This window comes from Rhizobium sp. GR12 (assembly GCF_036596185.1).
Lineage (GTDB): Bacteria > Pseudomonadota > Alphaproteobacteria > Rhizobiales > Rhizobiaceae > Agrobacterium > Agrobacterium nepotum.
In genome coordinates this window covers 1-13,675 of sequence record NZ_JASXTH010000023.1, presented here as the reverse complement: position 1 = coordinate 13,675, position 13,675 = coordinate 1, and the positions used below count along the sequence as shown (strand labels likewise).

Below are 13,675 nucleotides of genomic sequence, written 5' to 3'. Positions count from 1 at the left end.
TGTCATCAAATGATGCGGGTTCACCAAATTCGACGTCATCCTCGGGCTCGACCCGAGGATCCACGGTCGCTCCAAGTTATGGGTCCTCGGGTCAAGCCCGAGGATGACAGAGGAGAGGTCAAGCCCGCGCCTGAATCCGGCGCGGGCCTTATCGTTTCTGCAAGCTCGGTAATGCAGCGGCGAGCGCCCGCAGCGGCGCTGTCATATGCTTGTCGCGCCTGAGCGCAAGGGCGATCCGCCGTTCGAGCGGCGGTTCGAGCGAGCGCCATTCAAGCCCCGAGGCCGTGCTTTCATGCTCCATCGCCATGCGCGGCACGATGGCTAGGCCAAGGCCGGCACCCGCCAGTTTCTTGATGGCCTCGACGCTGCCCAGTTCCATGGCGGGCTGCACGGTGCGTCCGCTGGCTGAAAACCATTGATCCACAAGTTTGCGGGTATTGCCGCCCTCGTAGAGCAGCAGGGGCTGTGTCGAAAGTGTCTCCGCGTTCAGGACCGTTGCGTCAGGAACGGAGCCACGCGGGAAAACCGCGACCAGTTCGTCGAGATGGATATCGCTGATATCGAGGCTGCGGCCGCTGGCGGGCAGGGCCACCACCGCTGCGTCGATCGTATTGGCCTCGAGAAGCCTCAGTATATCGTGGGTATTGCCGGTCTGCACGACGATTTCGATACCCGGCATCGTCTGCCGGATTTTGCCCAGCACCGGCGGCAGCAGATAGATGCAGGCGGTGGCGCCTGTGCCGATGCGCAGGCGTCCCGTCACCCCGCTGCGATGCGGCGCTACGGTATCGATGGCATGCGCCACTTCCTCCGCGATCCGTCTTGCATGGATGAGAAAATCCCGGCCCGCCGCCGTCGGCTGCGCGCGCCTGCCGACCCGTTCGATCAACCGCACGCCGAGCTGCTTTTCGAGAAGCCGGATATGCAGGCTGATGGCCGGCTGCGTCAGCCCCGCCTTGTCGGCGGCGGCGGAAAAGCTGCCGAGATCGGCTACATCCATGAAGCTGCGCACCTGCCGCAGATCGAGGTCCATCATCAAAGAAAACCTTATCGTTTGTATAAGATAGATAATCTTTATTTTGATTGAGCCGCAATGCACAATGGCGCTGTGAACGATCGCAGGACAAGAGAATGACCCTTCCCACAGTTTCAAGCCTTATCATCCGCCCTTGCGAGGAAGCGGATATTCCAGCCATTACCGAAATTTACCGGGACGCCGTGCTGCACGGCCGCGCCAGCTTCGAGATCGATCCGCCGGGCGTGGAGACGATGCTTGAGCGCCGCCGTCTGTTGGTGGAGGGCAATTATTCGTATCTCGTCGTCGAAATCGACGGAAAGATAGCCGGATACGCCTATGCCGGGGCCTATCGTCCGCGCCCGGCCTATGGTGCTGCTGTGGAAAACTCCGTTTATGTCGATCCGGCCATGAAAGGCATGGGGATTGGCCGCAAGCTGCTCGATGCGCTGATCGAGGACGCGACCGCGCGTGGTTTCCGGCAGATGATTGCGGTCATCGGCGATAGCGCCAACGCCGCATCCATCGGTGTGCACCGCGCCGCCGGTTTCGAGCATGTCGGCACGTTCAGGTCCATCGGCTGGAAACACGGCCAATGGCTGGATACGGTGCTGATGCAGCGTGCGCTGGGCGAGGGCGATACCACGCCGCGCTATTGAGACTTCAGGGCTTGGTGGAGCCGGGAATTTCAACCTTCAGTGTATCGCCGGCAAGCTCGCTGCCGAGTTCGACGGCCTTGGTTTTCTTGTCGTAGACGCAGATATGGCTGATCGTCGCATCCGCGCCTTTGGCCTTGCCGGTGAGGATGGCGAGGCCGTAATTCTCCCTGCCGACCGGATCGACGACCACCTTGGCGTCCTCGATCATGTCTTTGCTGGCGCTGAGGCACGCCGTCTGCACATCCGCGACGAATTCCTTCCACGCATCGTCCGACGACGCGGCGGCGGGTAGGGCAAGCGAGGAGAAGGCGGCGAGGAGCAGCGCGCGTTGGATCCTGGGGTGGGTCATGGAATTTCCTTCCTGCAATTTCATCAAAAAGCGAACCGATAGGGTGGAAAACGGTACGCCTGGGTTGTGAAACAAATGTGGTGGCGGCTGCCACAGGAGGAATTTTCTCTTTTGGCGGAACATTTTGATATTTCACAGGTTGCCCAAACAGAGCTTCGCTCCTATGGTCCGCTCACACGGTTTCTAGGAGCGGTAACCCGCTGCAAAAAGGAGTAAAAACCATGGCCTTCGAACTTCCTGAACTCCCATACGACTACGACGCGCTTGCACCCTACATGTCGCGCGAGACGCTCGAGTTCCATCACGACAAGCACCACAAGGCATATGTCGACAACGGCAACAAGCTGGCAGCGGAAGCCGGTCTTTCCGACCTTTCGCTCGAGGAAGTCGTGAAGAAGTCCTTTGGCACCAATGCCGGTCTCTTCAACAATGCGGCCCAGCATTACAACCACGTCCATTTCTGGAAGTGGCTGAAGAAGGACGGCGGCGGCAACAAGCTGCCAGGCAAGCTGGAACAGGCTTTCGCCTCCGATCTCGGCGGTTACGACAAGTTCAAGGCTGATTTCATCGCTGCCGGCACCACACAGTTCGGCTCCGGCTGGGCATGGGTTTCCGTCAAGAACGGTAAGCTCGAAATCTCCAAGACCCCGAACGGCGAAAACCCGCTGGTTCATGGCGCAGAACCGATCCTCGGCGTCGACGTGTGGGAACACTCCTACTACATCGATTACCGCAACCTGCGTCCGAAGTACCTCGAAGCCTTCGTTGATAACCTTATCAACTGGGACTACGTGCTCGAGCGTTACGAAGCGGCTTCCAAGTAAGGTGCGCGAAAAGCGTGGTTGCTGTCAGTCAAGACGGCCTCTCCACGCGTGACGTCATCCTCGGCCTTGTGCCGAGGATCTGCGGATGTCTCCTGAAACGCGACGTCAGCAGATACTTGGGGACAGGCCCGAGCATGACGACGATAGGTTTACGCTTGCCTCCATTCAACACCCGGCCGAAATGCCGGGTGTTTTGCTTTTGCGGCCTTGGTTTTCCACTTGTCACAAGCCTGTCATCAGCCCGGTTTATCGCGGCGCATCATGACTGAAAAAACCAGCCCTCTCTTCTCCTTCGGCATCGTTGCCGATCCCCAATATGCCGATGCCGATCCCCGCCCGGAAATGGGCCGGTATTATGCCGAAAGCCCGAAAAAGCTGGCGGAGGCCATCGATGCCTTCAACAGCGAGGAACTGGCCTTCGTGGTGACGCTCGGCGACATCATCGACCGTGGCTTTGAAAATTTCGACGCGATCCTCAGTGTTTACGACGGGCTTCGCCACCCCTCGGTGATGCTGCCGGGTAATCACGATTTTGCAGTCGCGCCCGAGCATCTGCCCACCATCCATGCCCGCCTCGGCATGGCGTCGCCCTGGCACGATTTCACCATCGGTGAGATACGTTTCGTGGTGCTTGACGGTAACGAGGTAAGCCTGTTTGCCCCGCCGCCGGACGATCCGCGCCGCGCGCTTGCGCAAGACCGGCTGAAGCACCTGCAAGAAACGGGCGCGATCAATGCGCAGGACTGGAACGCGTCGCTCAGCGACGAGCAATTCGAATGGCTGCGGAGCGTTCTGCAAAAGGCGGATGCGGCGGGCGAAAAAGTGGTCGTTCTCTGCCACTATCCGATCTATCCGCAAAACGCCCATAATATGTGGGATGCGCCGCGCATCCTCGATCTTCTGGGCGCGCATCCTTCGGTTGCCGCATGGTTCAGCGGTCATAATCACGATGGCAATTACGGCCTGCTGGGCAGCACTCACTTCGTCAATTTCAAGGGCATGGTGGATACGCCGGACCAGAACACCTTCGCCATCGCCGATGTCTTCGCCGACCGAATCGCAATACGCGGTTTCGGGCGTGAAGCGGATCGTCTTTTACGGTTGTGAGGCGGGGCTTGCCGGCTGGTTGCTCTGCCAGCCGCTCATCCACAATTGGCGCAGCCTTTCGCCTTCCATCTTGAAAAAATTGCCCGTTGTTTCGCAGGCGAGCACCCGGTCCGAGCGGAAGTTGCGGATCGCCTGTCGCAATTCGCACCAGGCGACGACATTGGTCGTTTCCGAATAATAGATCACGGCAATGGGCCGGATCTGTCGCCGGGTTTCCGCACCCGCCTCATCGCGATAGGTAATGTCCAGCCTCTCCTCGTCGCGCACCGCCCGCCTGACGGTGGCAAGATCGATGCCGGCGGGTGAGGGTGCGACGCTGCCCCAGGCATGCAGGGCATTGGCGCTCAGGGTTTTCGACAGGGGTTCGGGCAGGGAGGCGGCGATCTTGTCGCTGACCTTTTTCGCCGCCTGCCGCAATTCGCTATCGCCGGTGCGGGCGACCATGGCGAGCGCCAGCACGATCGCCTCCGTCTCCTCGATGGAAAACATCAGCGGCGGCAGGTTGAAGCCGGGACGCAGGATGTAACCGACGCCGCGCTCCCCTTCGATCGGCACGCGCATGGTCTGAAGGGCCGAGATATCGCGATAGACCGAGCGCACCGTGACCTCCAGTGCCTCGGCGATGGTCTGCGCGGTGACCGGCCTGCGCGCCACCCGCAGGATCTGGATGATCTCGAACAGTCTCGATGCCTTGCGCATTGCCGTTTTTCCCGGTTGCTTCACCACGCAACTGACACAACGCTGTCAGTTGGCTTTTCCTATAAACAGCAAAACACATTGAGAAACTTAAGCTTTCCCGAATGTGCCGTAAACTGTCTTGGGAGATACTGACATGAGTTACGCCGAAAATCTCTGGCTTTTCTTTCTGGTCCTGTTCGGCATCATCATCCTGCCGGGCATGGATATGCTATTCGTGCTGGCAAGCGCGCTGACCGGCGGCCGTAAAACCGGCCTCTCCGCCGCAAGCGGCATGAGCGCCGGCGGCATCGTACATTCGCTTTATGGCGCGGTCGGCGTCGGCATGCTTGCCGCTTGGATGCCGTCGCTGTTCCTGCCGCTTCTCGTCGCAGGTGCGGCTTACATGGTCTGGATCGGTATCGGCCTGATGCGCAGCGCGATTGTCGTGAACGGTGATGAGGCGCAAGCGAGCGCCTCGGTCAGAAAGGCCTTCTGGCGGGCGGTGCTGACCTGCCTTTCCAATCCGAAAGCCTATCTGTTCATGATGGCGATCTACCCGCAATTCCTCAAACCCGCTTACGGTCCGATCTGGATGCAGGGGCTGGTGATGGGCGCGATGGTGGCGGTTACGCAGTTTACGGTCTATGGCGCGCTGGCGCTGACGGCCGACAAGAGCCGGGCATGGCTCGTTTCCTCGCCTGCCGCCACGATCTTCATCGGCCGCGCCGCCGGTTTCATGCTGATTGCCGCAGCCCTGCTGACACTCTTTGAAGCCCTGTCCTGGAGCGGCGGGCGATGAAATGGATCAGGTCCCGCCGCTCCAGGTTTCTGTTTCAGCATCGGACGATCCGAAAACCGCGCACACTTTTCGGTCCGATGCCCTAGACTTCTGTTTTCACGAAGGAATTCACCGCAATGTGACTTCTTTTCGCCATGCGGAAAGGGCATCCTCGCGCCGTTGCATCTAGCGTCCGGTGTGCCTGCCGGAATCAAGGAGAGAGTGTATGAAACTGAAAACCATCGCGGCGGCCATGCTTTTCGGCTGTCTTTGCGCCGGAGCGGTCTACGCTGCCGGCGAAGTCGAAAAGCGTGAAGGCATGATGAAGCAGATCGGGGGCTCCATGGGTGCGCTCGCCGCCATCTCCAAGGGTGAAAAGCCTTACGACGCCGATGTCGTCAAGGCTGCCGTCACGACCATCAGCACCAATGCCAAGGCTTTCCCCGACCAGTTCCCGCCCGGCAGCGAGACTGGCAGTGCTGCGGCCCCCGCCATCTGGGAAAATTTCGAGGACTTCAAGGCCAAGGCCGCCAAGCTCGGCACGGATGCGGATACGGTTCTCGCCGGTCTCCCTGCCGATCAGGCCGGTGTCGCCACCGCCATGAAGGCGCTGGGAGCCGATTGCGGCGCCTGCCACCAGACCTATCGTCTAAAGAAATAATGTGTCGGAAGACCGCTTTCGAGCGGTCTTTTCCCGGTCGCGGGTAGGCCGTGAACCGCTCCCGCGTCATCCTCGCCCCTGAGGCGAGGATTCATAAGCCGTCGAATTGTGGATCCTCGGGTCAGGCCCGAGGAAGACGTCCAGCAAGCGGGAGGGCTATCGATAATCTCGACCGCCTTCGGGCGGCCAAACATGCTCGGTCGGGCAAAAGGGGAGAGGGGTCATGTCTTCCATCTGGACGAAGCTTGCGGGCGGGATCGCGGTTGCGGCCATTGCGGGTTACGGAATTTTCGCGTGGGTCACTGCCCCTCAGCGGCTGGCGCCCAGCCATTGGGTCAGCCTTGGCGAGCCGGATCTGGCCAATGGCGAAACGTTGTTCTGGGCGGGCGGCTGCGCAAGCTGCCATGCGGCGCCCGATGCCAAGGGCGATGCGCTTTTGACGCTTTCGGGCGGGCAGGCGCTGAAAAGCCCCTTCGGCACCTTCCATGTACCCAATATTTCCTCCGATCCGCAGCATGGCATCGGCGGCTGGACGCTGGCGGAATTCGGCGATGCCATGACGCGCGGTGTCGGCAGGAACGGCGAACATCTTTATCCCTCCTTTCCCTATGCCTCTTATGCCCGCATGACACAGAAGGATATCAACGACCTCTACGGTTATCTGCGGGTTCTGCCCGCCAGCCCGAACGACGCGCCGGATCATGATCTGCCGTTCCCATTCAATATGCGGATCGCGCTGGGCGGCTGGAAATTCCTCTATTTCGATACGTCCGCGCCGCCCCGCGTCGAGCTTGCGAATGCCAATGCCGAATTGCTGCGCGGCCAATATCTGGTGGAAGGACCGGGCCACTGCGGCGAATGCCACACGCCGCGCAACGCGCTCGGCGGTTTTCTGGAAGGAAAATGGCTGGCCGGCGGCCCCAACCCGGAAGGCGAAGGCCGCATTCCCGATATCACGCCCGGCTCCGAAAGCATCGGAGCATGGGCGGCGGCCGATATTGCCAGCTATCTGGAAACCGGCTTCACCCCGGAATTCGACAGCGTCGGCGGCTCCATGGTCAAGGTGCAGCAGAACATGGCGCATCTGACCGCAGATGACCGGGATGCGATTGCCGCCTATCTGAAGGCCATTCCACCGCGGTAGATTTGGGGTCGAAGACACGACGACCCGTCATGCCGGACTTGATCCGGCATCCAGCCACGGCGCGTCTGCGCCGTGAGAAGAGTCTTTCGCGATCAAGGACTTGATCGCGCTGGACCCCGGATCTAGTCCGGGGTGACGGAGGTGGAGGCGACGGCGCGCAGTTCGAACGAGAGCCCGCCATTGACTCCCGCACCCACCCGTCGGATAACAATCCTGTGATGGTTCCTTCCGGGCGTTCCGGAAGGTGAAAAGGGAACACGATAGGGAGACATCCTCATTCGTGGCTGCCCCCGCAACTGTGAGCGGAGAGCCTGAAACGAAATGCCACTGGTAAGCCATCTCGCCGGAAACCGAGGTTTCCGATTGGGGCGAGGGTGATGCCGGGAAGGTGTTTCAGGTTTTGACCCGTAAGCCAGGAGACCTGCCATCACGGAAATGTCCATGCCGGCGGGGTGTCCGGAAGAGCGGAATTTCAGGGTGACCAGGCACAAGCTGCCTCCCTGTGTCAGTCTCGTTATCCCCGTGGTGAAGTGTATCGCATGCGGCTGCGCGGCTTTTTCGCCGTTCTGCCGCATCTAAAGGCGCGGGGTCGCGCCGCAGGAGGGGTCACCATGTCCATCAACCAGAATACGGCGAATGCCGCCGTTTCAGCAAAAACGGGCAGCTTCGCGCAATCGCTGACGGCGATCGTGCTTGGCCTGTTCGTCGTCGGTTTTGTCGGCTTTTCGCATGTGGAAGCCGTTCACAATGCCGCGCATGACACACGTCATGCCAATGCTTTCCCTTGCCATTGAGGGGTGAAGCATGTCGTTTTTTCGTAATATCGTTTTCACCGCCATTCTCGTCGGCATCGTTGGCGGTTTCGCCGTCTCCGCCATGCAGGCTTTCGGCACCACGCCGCTGATCCTGAAGGCGGAAACCTATGAAAATGCCGGCGGCGAAGCGCCCCACAGCCATGATGCTCCGGCCACGACCGGCGCTGCGGTTCCCGCGCACGAACATAATGAGGAAGCCTGGTCCCCGGCCGATGGCTTCGAGCGCACCGCCTATACGTTGGCCGCCAATATCCTGACCGCCATCGGTTATGCGCTGGTGCTGACGGGCCTCATCTCGCTGCGCGGCACCAATGCCGGCTGGCGCGAAGGTCTTTTGTGGGGTGTCGCCGGTTTTGCCGCCGTCATGCTCGCACCGATGATCGGCCTGCCGCCGGAATTGCCGGGCAGCCCGGCCGCAGCGCTTGAGGCGCGGCAGATCTGGTGGCTCTCGACGGTTGCCGCAACCGCGGGCGGCATCGCGCTGATCTCGTTCCGACGCGAACCCTGGGCAATCGTGCTGGCGCTGGTGCTGATCGTTGCTCCACATGTGGTGGGTGCGCCGCTGCCGCCGGAAGGCGAACATGCGCTGGCACCGCTGCCGCTGGAGCGCCAGTTCATCGTTGCCGCCACCGTGACCAGCTTTGTTTTCTGGGCTCTGCTCGGAACACTGAGCGCATTTTTCCTGAAACGCTTCCAGTCGGCTTGAGACTATGCAGGACGCAGCCGAATGGAGTGACGAACTCGATGCGCTGCGTTTTGCCGTTCCCGGTCACGGCGCTTTCTGCGCCGTGCACCGCCTTGCCTTCAAGGCAGTCCTCGGCGCCAGCCCCGAACGGGAAACGGCGCTTGCTTTTTTCCACGATCATGAGGCCGCTTTTACGGCCGCAGCGCTTGCCAAGATAAAACGCGCGGGCCTGCCCGCCGGTCGCAGCCTGCATTTGAACAGCCGCGATATCCGCCGGGCGATTGCGGGCGAGGGCGGTGAGGCCGCCGCCCGTGTCTGCCGTGTGCTTGATAGAGGGTAATACCTGGTGAACTTTCTTCCGTCATGCCGGCCTTGGGCCGGTATCCAGCCGAAGCGCGTCTGCGCGGCGAAAAGAGTCTTCTCAGCCCAAAGACTTGGGCTGGCTGGATACCGGCTCAAGGCCGGCATGACGGAGGGAAGGTCCGCAAACCATCCAGCCCATTGCGCCTCACCGATGTTCCGCCGCAAAAGTTCCAAGTTCCGCCTCGGCTTCCGGACCAAAGAGGCCGAGGTTTTTCAGAATTTCCACAGCGAAACTGACCGGCGCACTGCCGGCCGCCGTGACGATGCCGCCATCGCTGACCGCCTTTGGCTGATCGCGATAAAGCCCTTCACCGCGATAGGCCGGATAGGCCTTGTGTGACGCAAGCGAATTGCCGGTATGCGCCACATCGTTGAGGACGCCCGTGCCCGCAAGCGCGCTTGCTGCCGCGCAGATGCCGGCAACCAGCCGATCCCTGTCGCGAAACCGATGCACCAGACCGTCAAGATCGACAGCCGTCCCCTTTTCCCAGCTCATACCGCCAGGAATGACGAGCGCATCGATGTTATCAGGATCAAGCGCATCATAGGATGTGTCGGGCGTAACATCGAGCCCACCCATCGAAATCACGGGTCGTCCGTCCGGGGTGGCGTAAACGATCTCGACGCCGAGATAGCCGCGCGCCGCCGCAGCAAGCAGCGCCGGTTCCCAGTCCGCAAAATCCTGCGCGAGCGCAATGGCGATCCGTGTCATGTCCGTCTCCGTTGGTTTCAATCAGGCGATGGGCTTGCATGTAACGCATGCCGGTGACGAGCATATGGCAATCCGTGTCATGTCTGTCTCCGTCGGTTTCAATCAGGCAATCGACTGCATGTAGCGCATGCCGGTGACCGGCCGGGGCGCGAAGTCCATGCTCTCGTAGAAACGATGCGCGGCCACATTGCCGGTCGTGGCGCTGACGGAAAGATAGTCGCAGCCGAGACGCCTGGCGATATCGCGCGCGCGGGAAACGAGGTGCTGGCCGGTGCCATGGCCGCGATGGCCGTCACGCACGAAAAGATGGTGCAGTTCAAGCCCGCGCCGGCCCTCCTGCGCCCTGTAGAGCGGCAGCATCAGCGCGTAGCCGATCAGTTCGCCGTCGGCTTCCGCCACGAGACCATGCACCCAGGGAAGCGGGCCGAACAGGTCGCGCTCGAGCTTCGCCGGCGTAATCGCCGCCGCATCGCCGTGGTAGGTGGCAAGCAGCGTGATCATCTCGTTCAGCTCAGGCAAATCCGTCTTGCGCGCGCCGCGTATGATGACGACAGGCGGTCTTTCCAGTGTAAGGGAGCTATCTTCGGTCATTTTTCTGGTCCTTCGGTTTTATCGGTGCCGTCAGGACGCTTGAAAAACAACAAAGCCGCCTAACGGCGGCTTGTTGACAAAATGATCTGTCGAGCCGCCCTTTACAGGTAGGCCCAAAAGTACGAGCAGGAGATGGGTGCGCGTTCGTTGATCATGCCAATGCAATGCGCCCGAATCTAAAATCTGTCAAGCCTGCTCTTCAGCCTCAATGTTCGCCCTCGCACATGCCGTGGTTGGAAAGCGCGCGGATGACGTAACAATCCTCGATCGAGTGGCCGTCGCAATGGGCGACGATGCGCTCCAGTTCGTATTCCAGCTTCTTCAGCTTGGCGATTTTTTCGCGCACATCGGCCAGATGTTCGGCGGCAATACGGTCCGCACCCTCGCATGGCATCTGCCGGTGCTGGCTGAGCGCGATCAGTTCGCGGATCGCGTCGATGTTCAGGCCGAGATCACGCGCATGGCGGATGAAGGCCAGCCTTTCGAGGTCGGATTTTTCGTAGCGGCGCTGGTTGCCGTCCGAGCGGTCCGCCTCGCGGATGAGACCCATCTGCTCGTAATAGCGGATCGTCGGCACCTTGACGCCGGTGCGTTTGGACAGTTCGCCGATGGACAGCATGGCTTTCTCCCTATCTCCAGAGCGGCGGAAAACGGGTCCGATGCTCCAGATTTTTGTTTGAGCATCGGGCTGAAAACCCGCGTTACGCTTTTCGGCTCAATGCTCTAGTCTCTAGAGATATAGCTTTTCTGCCTGCCGTTCAATGGGTGTCAGGCGGTCTCGTCCACGCCGAGCGCCTGGGCCAGGGCCTTCAGGACTTCCGTCTCGATACCGGATGCGGCTTCAGGCTGCGCGGAGGCGGTCATCTCCAAAGCGGGATCGGCTTTGGCGGGCGCGCCGCTGTCGAGGTTCCACAATGCGGCGGCAAGGCCGGCGGAAGCGCTGGCGGCGGCCGGTGCGATTGTCGTGGCGCTCTCGGTGCTTGAAATGGCGCGATGGGCCGCGCGGGTCAGTTCCAGCAGGGCCTCGGTGGCGGAATGGGTTTCCCTGTTTTTAGTCGGCTCAAGGGCCCGGACCGGAGTTGCGTAATAGCTGCTGATGCTTGCTGCGACAGTCGTCATGACTGATTCCCCCTAAATTCTGATGGGCTATTTCTAGGGTCCGAAACATTCGCGAAGATTGCGTCGCTGAGGGCTTGAACAAAAAATCGTCGCAATATAGTATACCCCCCTATAGTATATGAGGCACTGATGTCCCATACGATCCGCAACAAGGAAAAGCTTCTCGCCCGCATCCGCCGCCTGAAAGGGCAGATGGAGGCGGTGGAGCGTGCATTGGGCGATTCCAAACCGTGCGGCGAGGTGCTGCAATTGCTGGCCTCGGTGCGCGGCGCGCTTTCCGGCCTGACGGGCGAGGTGATGCAGGAGCATCTGCATGAGCACGTCGTGCATGCCGAAAACGAAGAAGAGCGGGCGCGGGCGGCGGAAGAGCTGGCCCAGGTGCTGAAGACCTACATCCGCTAGCATGTCTCCCAAGAGTCCCCGCGGTTTTGGGAAAAAGACACGCGCAAAACAAAATGCTCTAAAAATCGAACAGGATTAGCGACATGACGACGACATCCGAATTTCCCACTGCGGCCGGCCACGACCATGTTTTTCTCGGCCGGAACCATGAGCGCAACGAAAAGCGCGTGTGGATGGTGATTGCGCTGACGGCCGTCATGATGGTGGCCGAGATCGTCGCCGGTCACTGGTTCGGCTCCATGGCGCTGACGGCGGATGGCTGGCACATGTCCACCCATGCGGGCGCGATGCTTATCTCGGCGCTGGCCTATCTTTATGCCCGGCGCGAGGCGCGCAATCCGCGCTTCACCTTCGGCACCGGCAAGTTCGGCGATCTGGCAGGTTTTGCCAGCGCCATCGTGCTGGCGGTGGTGGCGCTGCTCATCGCCGTCGAAAGCGCTATGCGCCTCTTCAATCCGGTCGACATCGACTTCAATCAGGCGATCTTCGTCGCCATTATCGGACTTGTCGTCAATCTCGTCAGCGCCGTGCTGCTGAAGGACGATCACGGGCATGACCACGGACATGGACACGGGCACCATGCCCATGGCTCGCATGCCCATCACGATCATGGCTCCCACGCGCATCACGATGACAATGGTGCAAAGGGCGGCAGGGACAATAATCTGCGTGCGGCCTATCTGCATGTACTGGCCGATGCGCTGACCTCGGTTCTCGCCATCGTCGCGCTGCTGCTCGGCAAATGGAACGGTTGGTCCTTCCTCGATCCGGCGATGGGTATCGTCGGCGGTCTGGTCATCGCCCGCTGGTCATGGGGTTTGATCCGCTCCACCGCGACGACGTTGCTCGATGCGATGCCGCAGGCCGAGGACTTGCCGCAGGAAATCCGCCAAAGCGTGGAAACGGATGAGGATCGCATCACCGATCTGCACGTCTGGCAGGTCGGTCCGGGGCATCACGCCGCCATCGTCGCCATCCATTCGCAGGCGCCGAAGGCACCGGCCTTCTACAAACAGAAGCTTGCCGCCATCCATGAACTCTCGCATGTGACAGTGGAGGTCAGCCCGGCAAGGGCCTGATAGGAATCGTCTATTTCAGTTGAGTGATGAAGGCGCTTGAATCCCACCGCGTCATCCTCGGTCAAGCCCGAGGATGACGGAGAGTGCGATAGAGGCTTCGTATTAAAAAGCCTATTCGGTATATTCAGAATAGGCGCTGCGCACCCATTCCGCTTTCGCTTCCACCTCGACTTCGGCAGACGCCGCAGCCGGCGCGCTGCCATTGCCCACTGCCCACAGCACATTTGCCAGCGAATGGGAAAGAATGGTGCTGGAAACGGTCGGGTTGCCGGGGCCGCGTTTTACGGCCTGTTCCTCGGGCGCGTTTTGCGCGCTGCCGGGTTTTTCGATGTCGCGGACACGAGCCTGATAATTGTATCCGCCAATATTGCTTTCGATCTGCATGCTGGTGATTCCGCGTTCAAAAGTTAACAAATGGTTAACGGCGGCGGCTTGCCCGAAACTTGCGCTTGCTGCATTGCAACGACGTTCCCGGCTTGACAGGCGGCAAAGGGGTGCTTCGTTTTTAGGTGGGGCGCAGATATGCGGGGGAGATTTGTGCGACGGAGACGAGGGAGGGGGACCCTGGCGTGGACAGGTCTTGCGCCCTACACTCGACGTCATCCTCGCCCTTGAGGCACTACTGTCCGGTTTAAATTTTGTAGACAAGGCGCACGGTGTTGATTCTACTTATGTTCGAGCGTTTGGCGACGAT

At 60.6% G+C, this 13,675-nt stretch carries 20 protein-coding genes and 1 riboswitch; of the genes, 12 read left to right on the top strand and 8 right to left on the bottom strand.

Annotated features, from left to right (window positions below):
• Positions 1–148: 148 nt before the first annotated feature.
• On the bottom strand, positions 149–1,036 hold the full coding sequence (locus QSK43_RS25950; protein ID WP_332305878.1) for a LysR family transcriptional regulator: 888 nt from the start codon (positions 1,034–1,036) through the stop codon (positions 149–151).
• Between the two features lie 95 nt (positions 1,037–1,131).
• On the opposite strand from QSK43_RS25950, the gene QSK43_RS25945 reads away from it, so the two are divergent.
• Positions 1,132–1,674, top strand: coding sequence for a GNAT family N-acetyltransferase (locus tag QSK43_RS25945; RefSeq protein WP_332305877.1), 543 nt, complete (start codon positions 1,132–1,134; stop codon positions 1,672–1,674).
• Between the two features lie 4 nt (positions 1,675–1,678).
• On the opposite strand, the gene QSK43_RS25940 is transcribed toward QSK43_RS25945, so the two are convergent.
• Positions 1,679–2,023, bottom strand: a complete 345-nt coding sequence (locus tag QSK43_RS25940) for a hypothetical protein (protein ID WP_332305876.1) — start codon at positions 2,021–2,023, stop codon at positions 1,679–1,681.
• Positions 2,024–2,244: 221 nt separating this feature from the next.
• On the opposite strand from QSK43_RS25940, the gene QSK43_RS25935 reads away from it, so the two are divergent.
• The gene (locus QSK43_RS25935; RefSeq protein ID WP_003511955.1) at positions 2,245–2,847 is read left to right on the top strand and encodes a superoxide dismutase; all 603 of its coding nucleotides are present in this window, start codon (positions 2,245–2,247) and stop codon (positions 2,845–2,847) included.
• 261 nt (positions 2,848–3,108) lie between these two features.
• Positions 3,109–3,954, top strand: coding sequence for a metallophosphoesterase (locus QSK43_RS25930; protein WP_332305875.1), 846 nt, complete (start codon positions 3,109–3,111; stop codon positions 3,952–3,954).
• Here QSK43_RS25930 and QSK43_RS25925 read toward each other — a convergent pair.
• Positions 3,943–4,653, bottom strand: a complete 711-nt coding sequence (locus QSK43_RS25925; protein WP_332305874.1) for a helix-turn-helix transcriptional regulator — start codon at positions 4,651–4,653, stop codon at positions 3,943–3,945. The genes QSK43_RS25930 and QSK43_RS25925 overlap by 12 nt on opposite strands.
• A gap of 133 nt (positions 4,654–4,786) precedes the next feature.
• On the opposite strand from QSK43_RS25925, the gene QSK43_RS25920 reads away from it, so the two are divergent.
• The 6 genes from QSK43_RS25920 (at position 4,787) to QSK43_RS25895 (ending at position 9,055) form a co-directional block, all read left to right on the top strand.
• A complete protein-coding gene (locus QSK43_RS25920; protein ID WP_332305873.1) occupies positions 4,787–5,431 on the top strand; it encodes a LysE family translocator in 645 nt (214 codons plus the stop codon).
• A gap of 205 nt (positions 5,432–5,636) precedes the next feature.
• Positions 5,637–6,071, top strand: a complete 435-nt coding sequence (locus tag QSK43_RS25915) for a c-type cytochrome (RefSeq protein WP_332305872.1) — start codon at positions 5,637–5,639, stop codon at positions 6,069–6,071.
• Positions 6,072–6,294: 223 nt separating this feature from the next.
• Positions 6,295–7,215 carry a c-type cytochrome gene (locus QSK43_RS25910; protein WP_332305871.1) on the top strand — a complete coding sequence of 307 codons (921 nt, stop codon included), beginning with the start codon at positions 6,295–6,297 and terminating at the stop codon, positions 7,213–7,215.
• A 202-nt stretch (positions 7,216–7,417) separates the two neighbouring features.
• Positions 7,418–7,658: riboswitch (cobalamin riboswitch) on the top strand.
• Positions 7,659–7,826: 168 nt separating this feature from the next.
• Entirely contained in the window at positions 7,827–8,009 is a 183-nt protein-coding gene (locus tag QSK43_RS25905; protein ID WP_003494386.1) for a CbtB domain-containing protein, read from the top strand.
• Positions 8,010–8,019: 10 nt separating this feature from the next.
• The gene (locus tag QSK43_RS25900; RefSeq protein WP_332305870.1) at positions 8,020–8,736 is read left to right on the top strand and encodes a CbtA family protein; all 717 of its coding nucleotides are present in this window, start codon (positions 8,020–8,022) and stop codon (positions 8,734–8,736) included.
• Between the two features lie 4 nt (positions 8,737–8,740).
• The gene (locus QSK43_RS25895; RefSeq protein ID WP_332305869.1) at positions 8,741–9,055 is read left to right on the top strand and encodes a hypothetical protein; all 315 of its coding nucleotides are present in this window, start codon (positions 8,741–8,743) and stop codon (positions 9,053–9,055) included.
• A gap of 168 nt (positions 9,056–9,223) precedes the next feature.
• Here QSK43_RS25895 and QSK43_RS25890 read toward each other — a convergent pair whose 3' ends face one another.
• Complete coding sequence (locus QSK43_RS25890) at positions 9,224–9,790, bottom strand: type 1 glutamine amidotransferase family protein (protein ID WP_332305868.1); 567 nt, start codon at positions 9,788–9,790, stop codon at positions 9,224–9,226.
• On the opposite strand from QSK43_RS25890, the gene QSK43_RS25885 reads away from it, so the two are divergent.
• Positions 9,789–9,914 carry a hypothetical protein gene (locus tag QSK43_RS25885; RefSeq protein ID WP_332305867.1) on the top strand — a complete coding sequence of 42 codons (126 nt, stop codon included), beginning with the start codon at positions 9,789–9,791 and terminating at the stop codon, positions 9,912–9,914. The genes QSK43_RS25890 and QSK43_RS25885 overlap by 2 nt on opposite strands.
• Here the strand turns inward: QSK43_RS25885 and QSK43_RS25880 are convergent.
• The 3 genes from QSK43_RS25880 to QSK43_RS25870 all read right to left on the bottom strand — a co-directional run bounded on the left by QSK43_RS25880 (position 9,893) and on the right by QSK43_RS25870 (position 11,500).
• Positions 9,893–10,381, bottom strand: coding sequence for a GNAT family N-acetyltransferase (locus tag QSK43_RS25880; protein ID WP_332305866.1), 489 nt, complete (start codon positions 10,379–10,381; stop codon positions 9,893–9,895). The genes QSK43_RS25885 and QSK43_RS25880 overlap by 22 nt on opposite strands.
• Positions 10,382–10,586: 205 nt before the next feature.
• Positions 10,587–11,000: a MerR family transcriptional regulator gene (locus QSK43_RS25875; protein ID WP_045018046.1), complete on the bottom strand. Its 414-nt coding sequence runs from the start codon at positions 10,998–11,000 to the stop codon at positions 10,587–10,589.
• Positions 11,001–11,149: 149 nt separating this feature from the next.
• Complete coding sequence (locus tag QSK43_RS25870) at positions 11,150–11,500, bottom strand: hypothetical protein (RefSeq protein ID WP_332305865.1); 351 nt, start codon at positions 11,498–11,500, stop codon at positions 11,150–11,152.
• A 129-nt stretch (positions 11,501–11,629) separates the two neighbouring features.
• Between QSK43_RS25870 and dmeR the strand changes: the two genes are divergently transcribed.
• On the top strand, positions 11,630–11,902 hold the full coding sequence (gene dmeR / locus QSK43_RS25865; protein WP_045017253.1) for a Ni(II)/Co(II)-sensing transcriptional repressor DmeR: 273 nt from the start codon (positions 11,630–11,632) through the stop codon (positions 11,900–11,902).
• 83 nt (positions 11,903–11,985) lie between these two features.
• On the top strand, positions 11,986–12,981 hold the full coding sequence (gene dmeF / locus QSK43_RS25860) for a CDF family Co(II)/Ni(II) efflux transporter DmeF (RefSeq protein ID WP_332305864.1): 996 nt from the start codon (positions 11,986–11,988) through the stop codon (positions 12,979–12,981).
• Positions 12,982–13,092: 111 nt separating this feature from the next.
• Here the strand turns inward: dmeF and QSK43_RS25855 are convergent, their stop codons facing one another.
• Positions 13,093–13,365, bottom strand: a complete 273-nt coding sequence (locus QSK43_RS25855; RefSeq protein ID WP_045017247.1) for a hypothetical protein — start codon at positions 13,363–13,365, stop codon at positions 13,093–13,095.
• Positions 13,366–13,675: the final 310 nt, after the last annotated feature.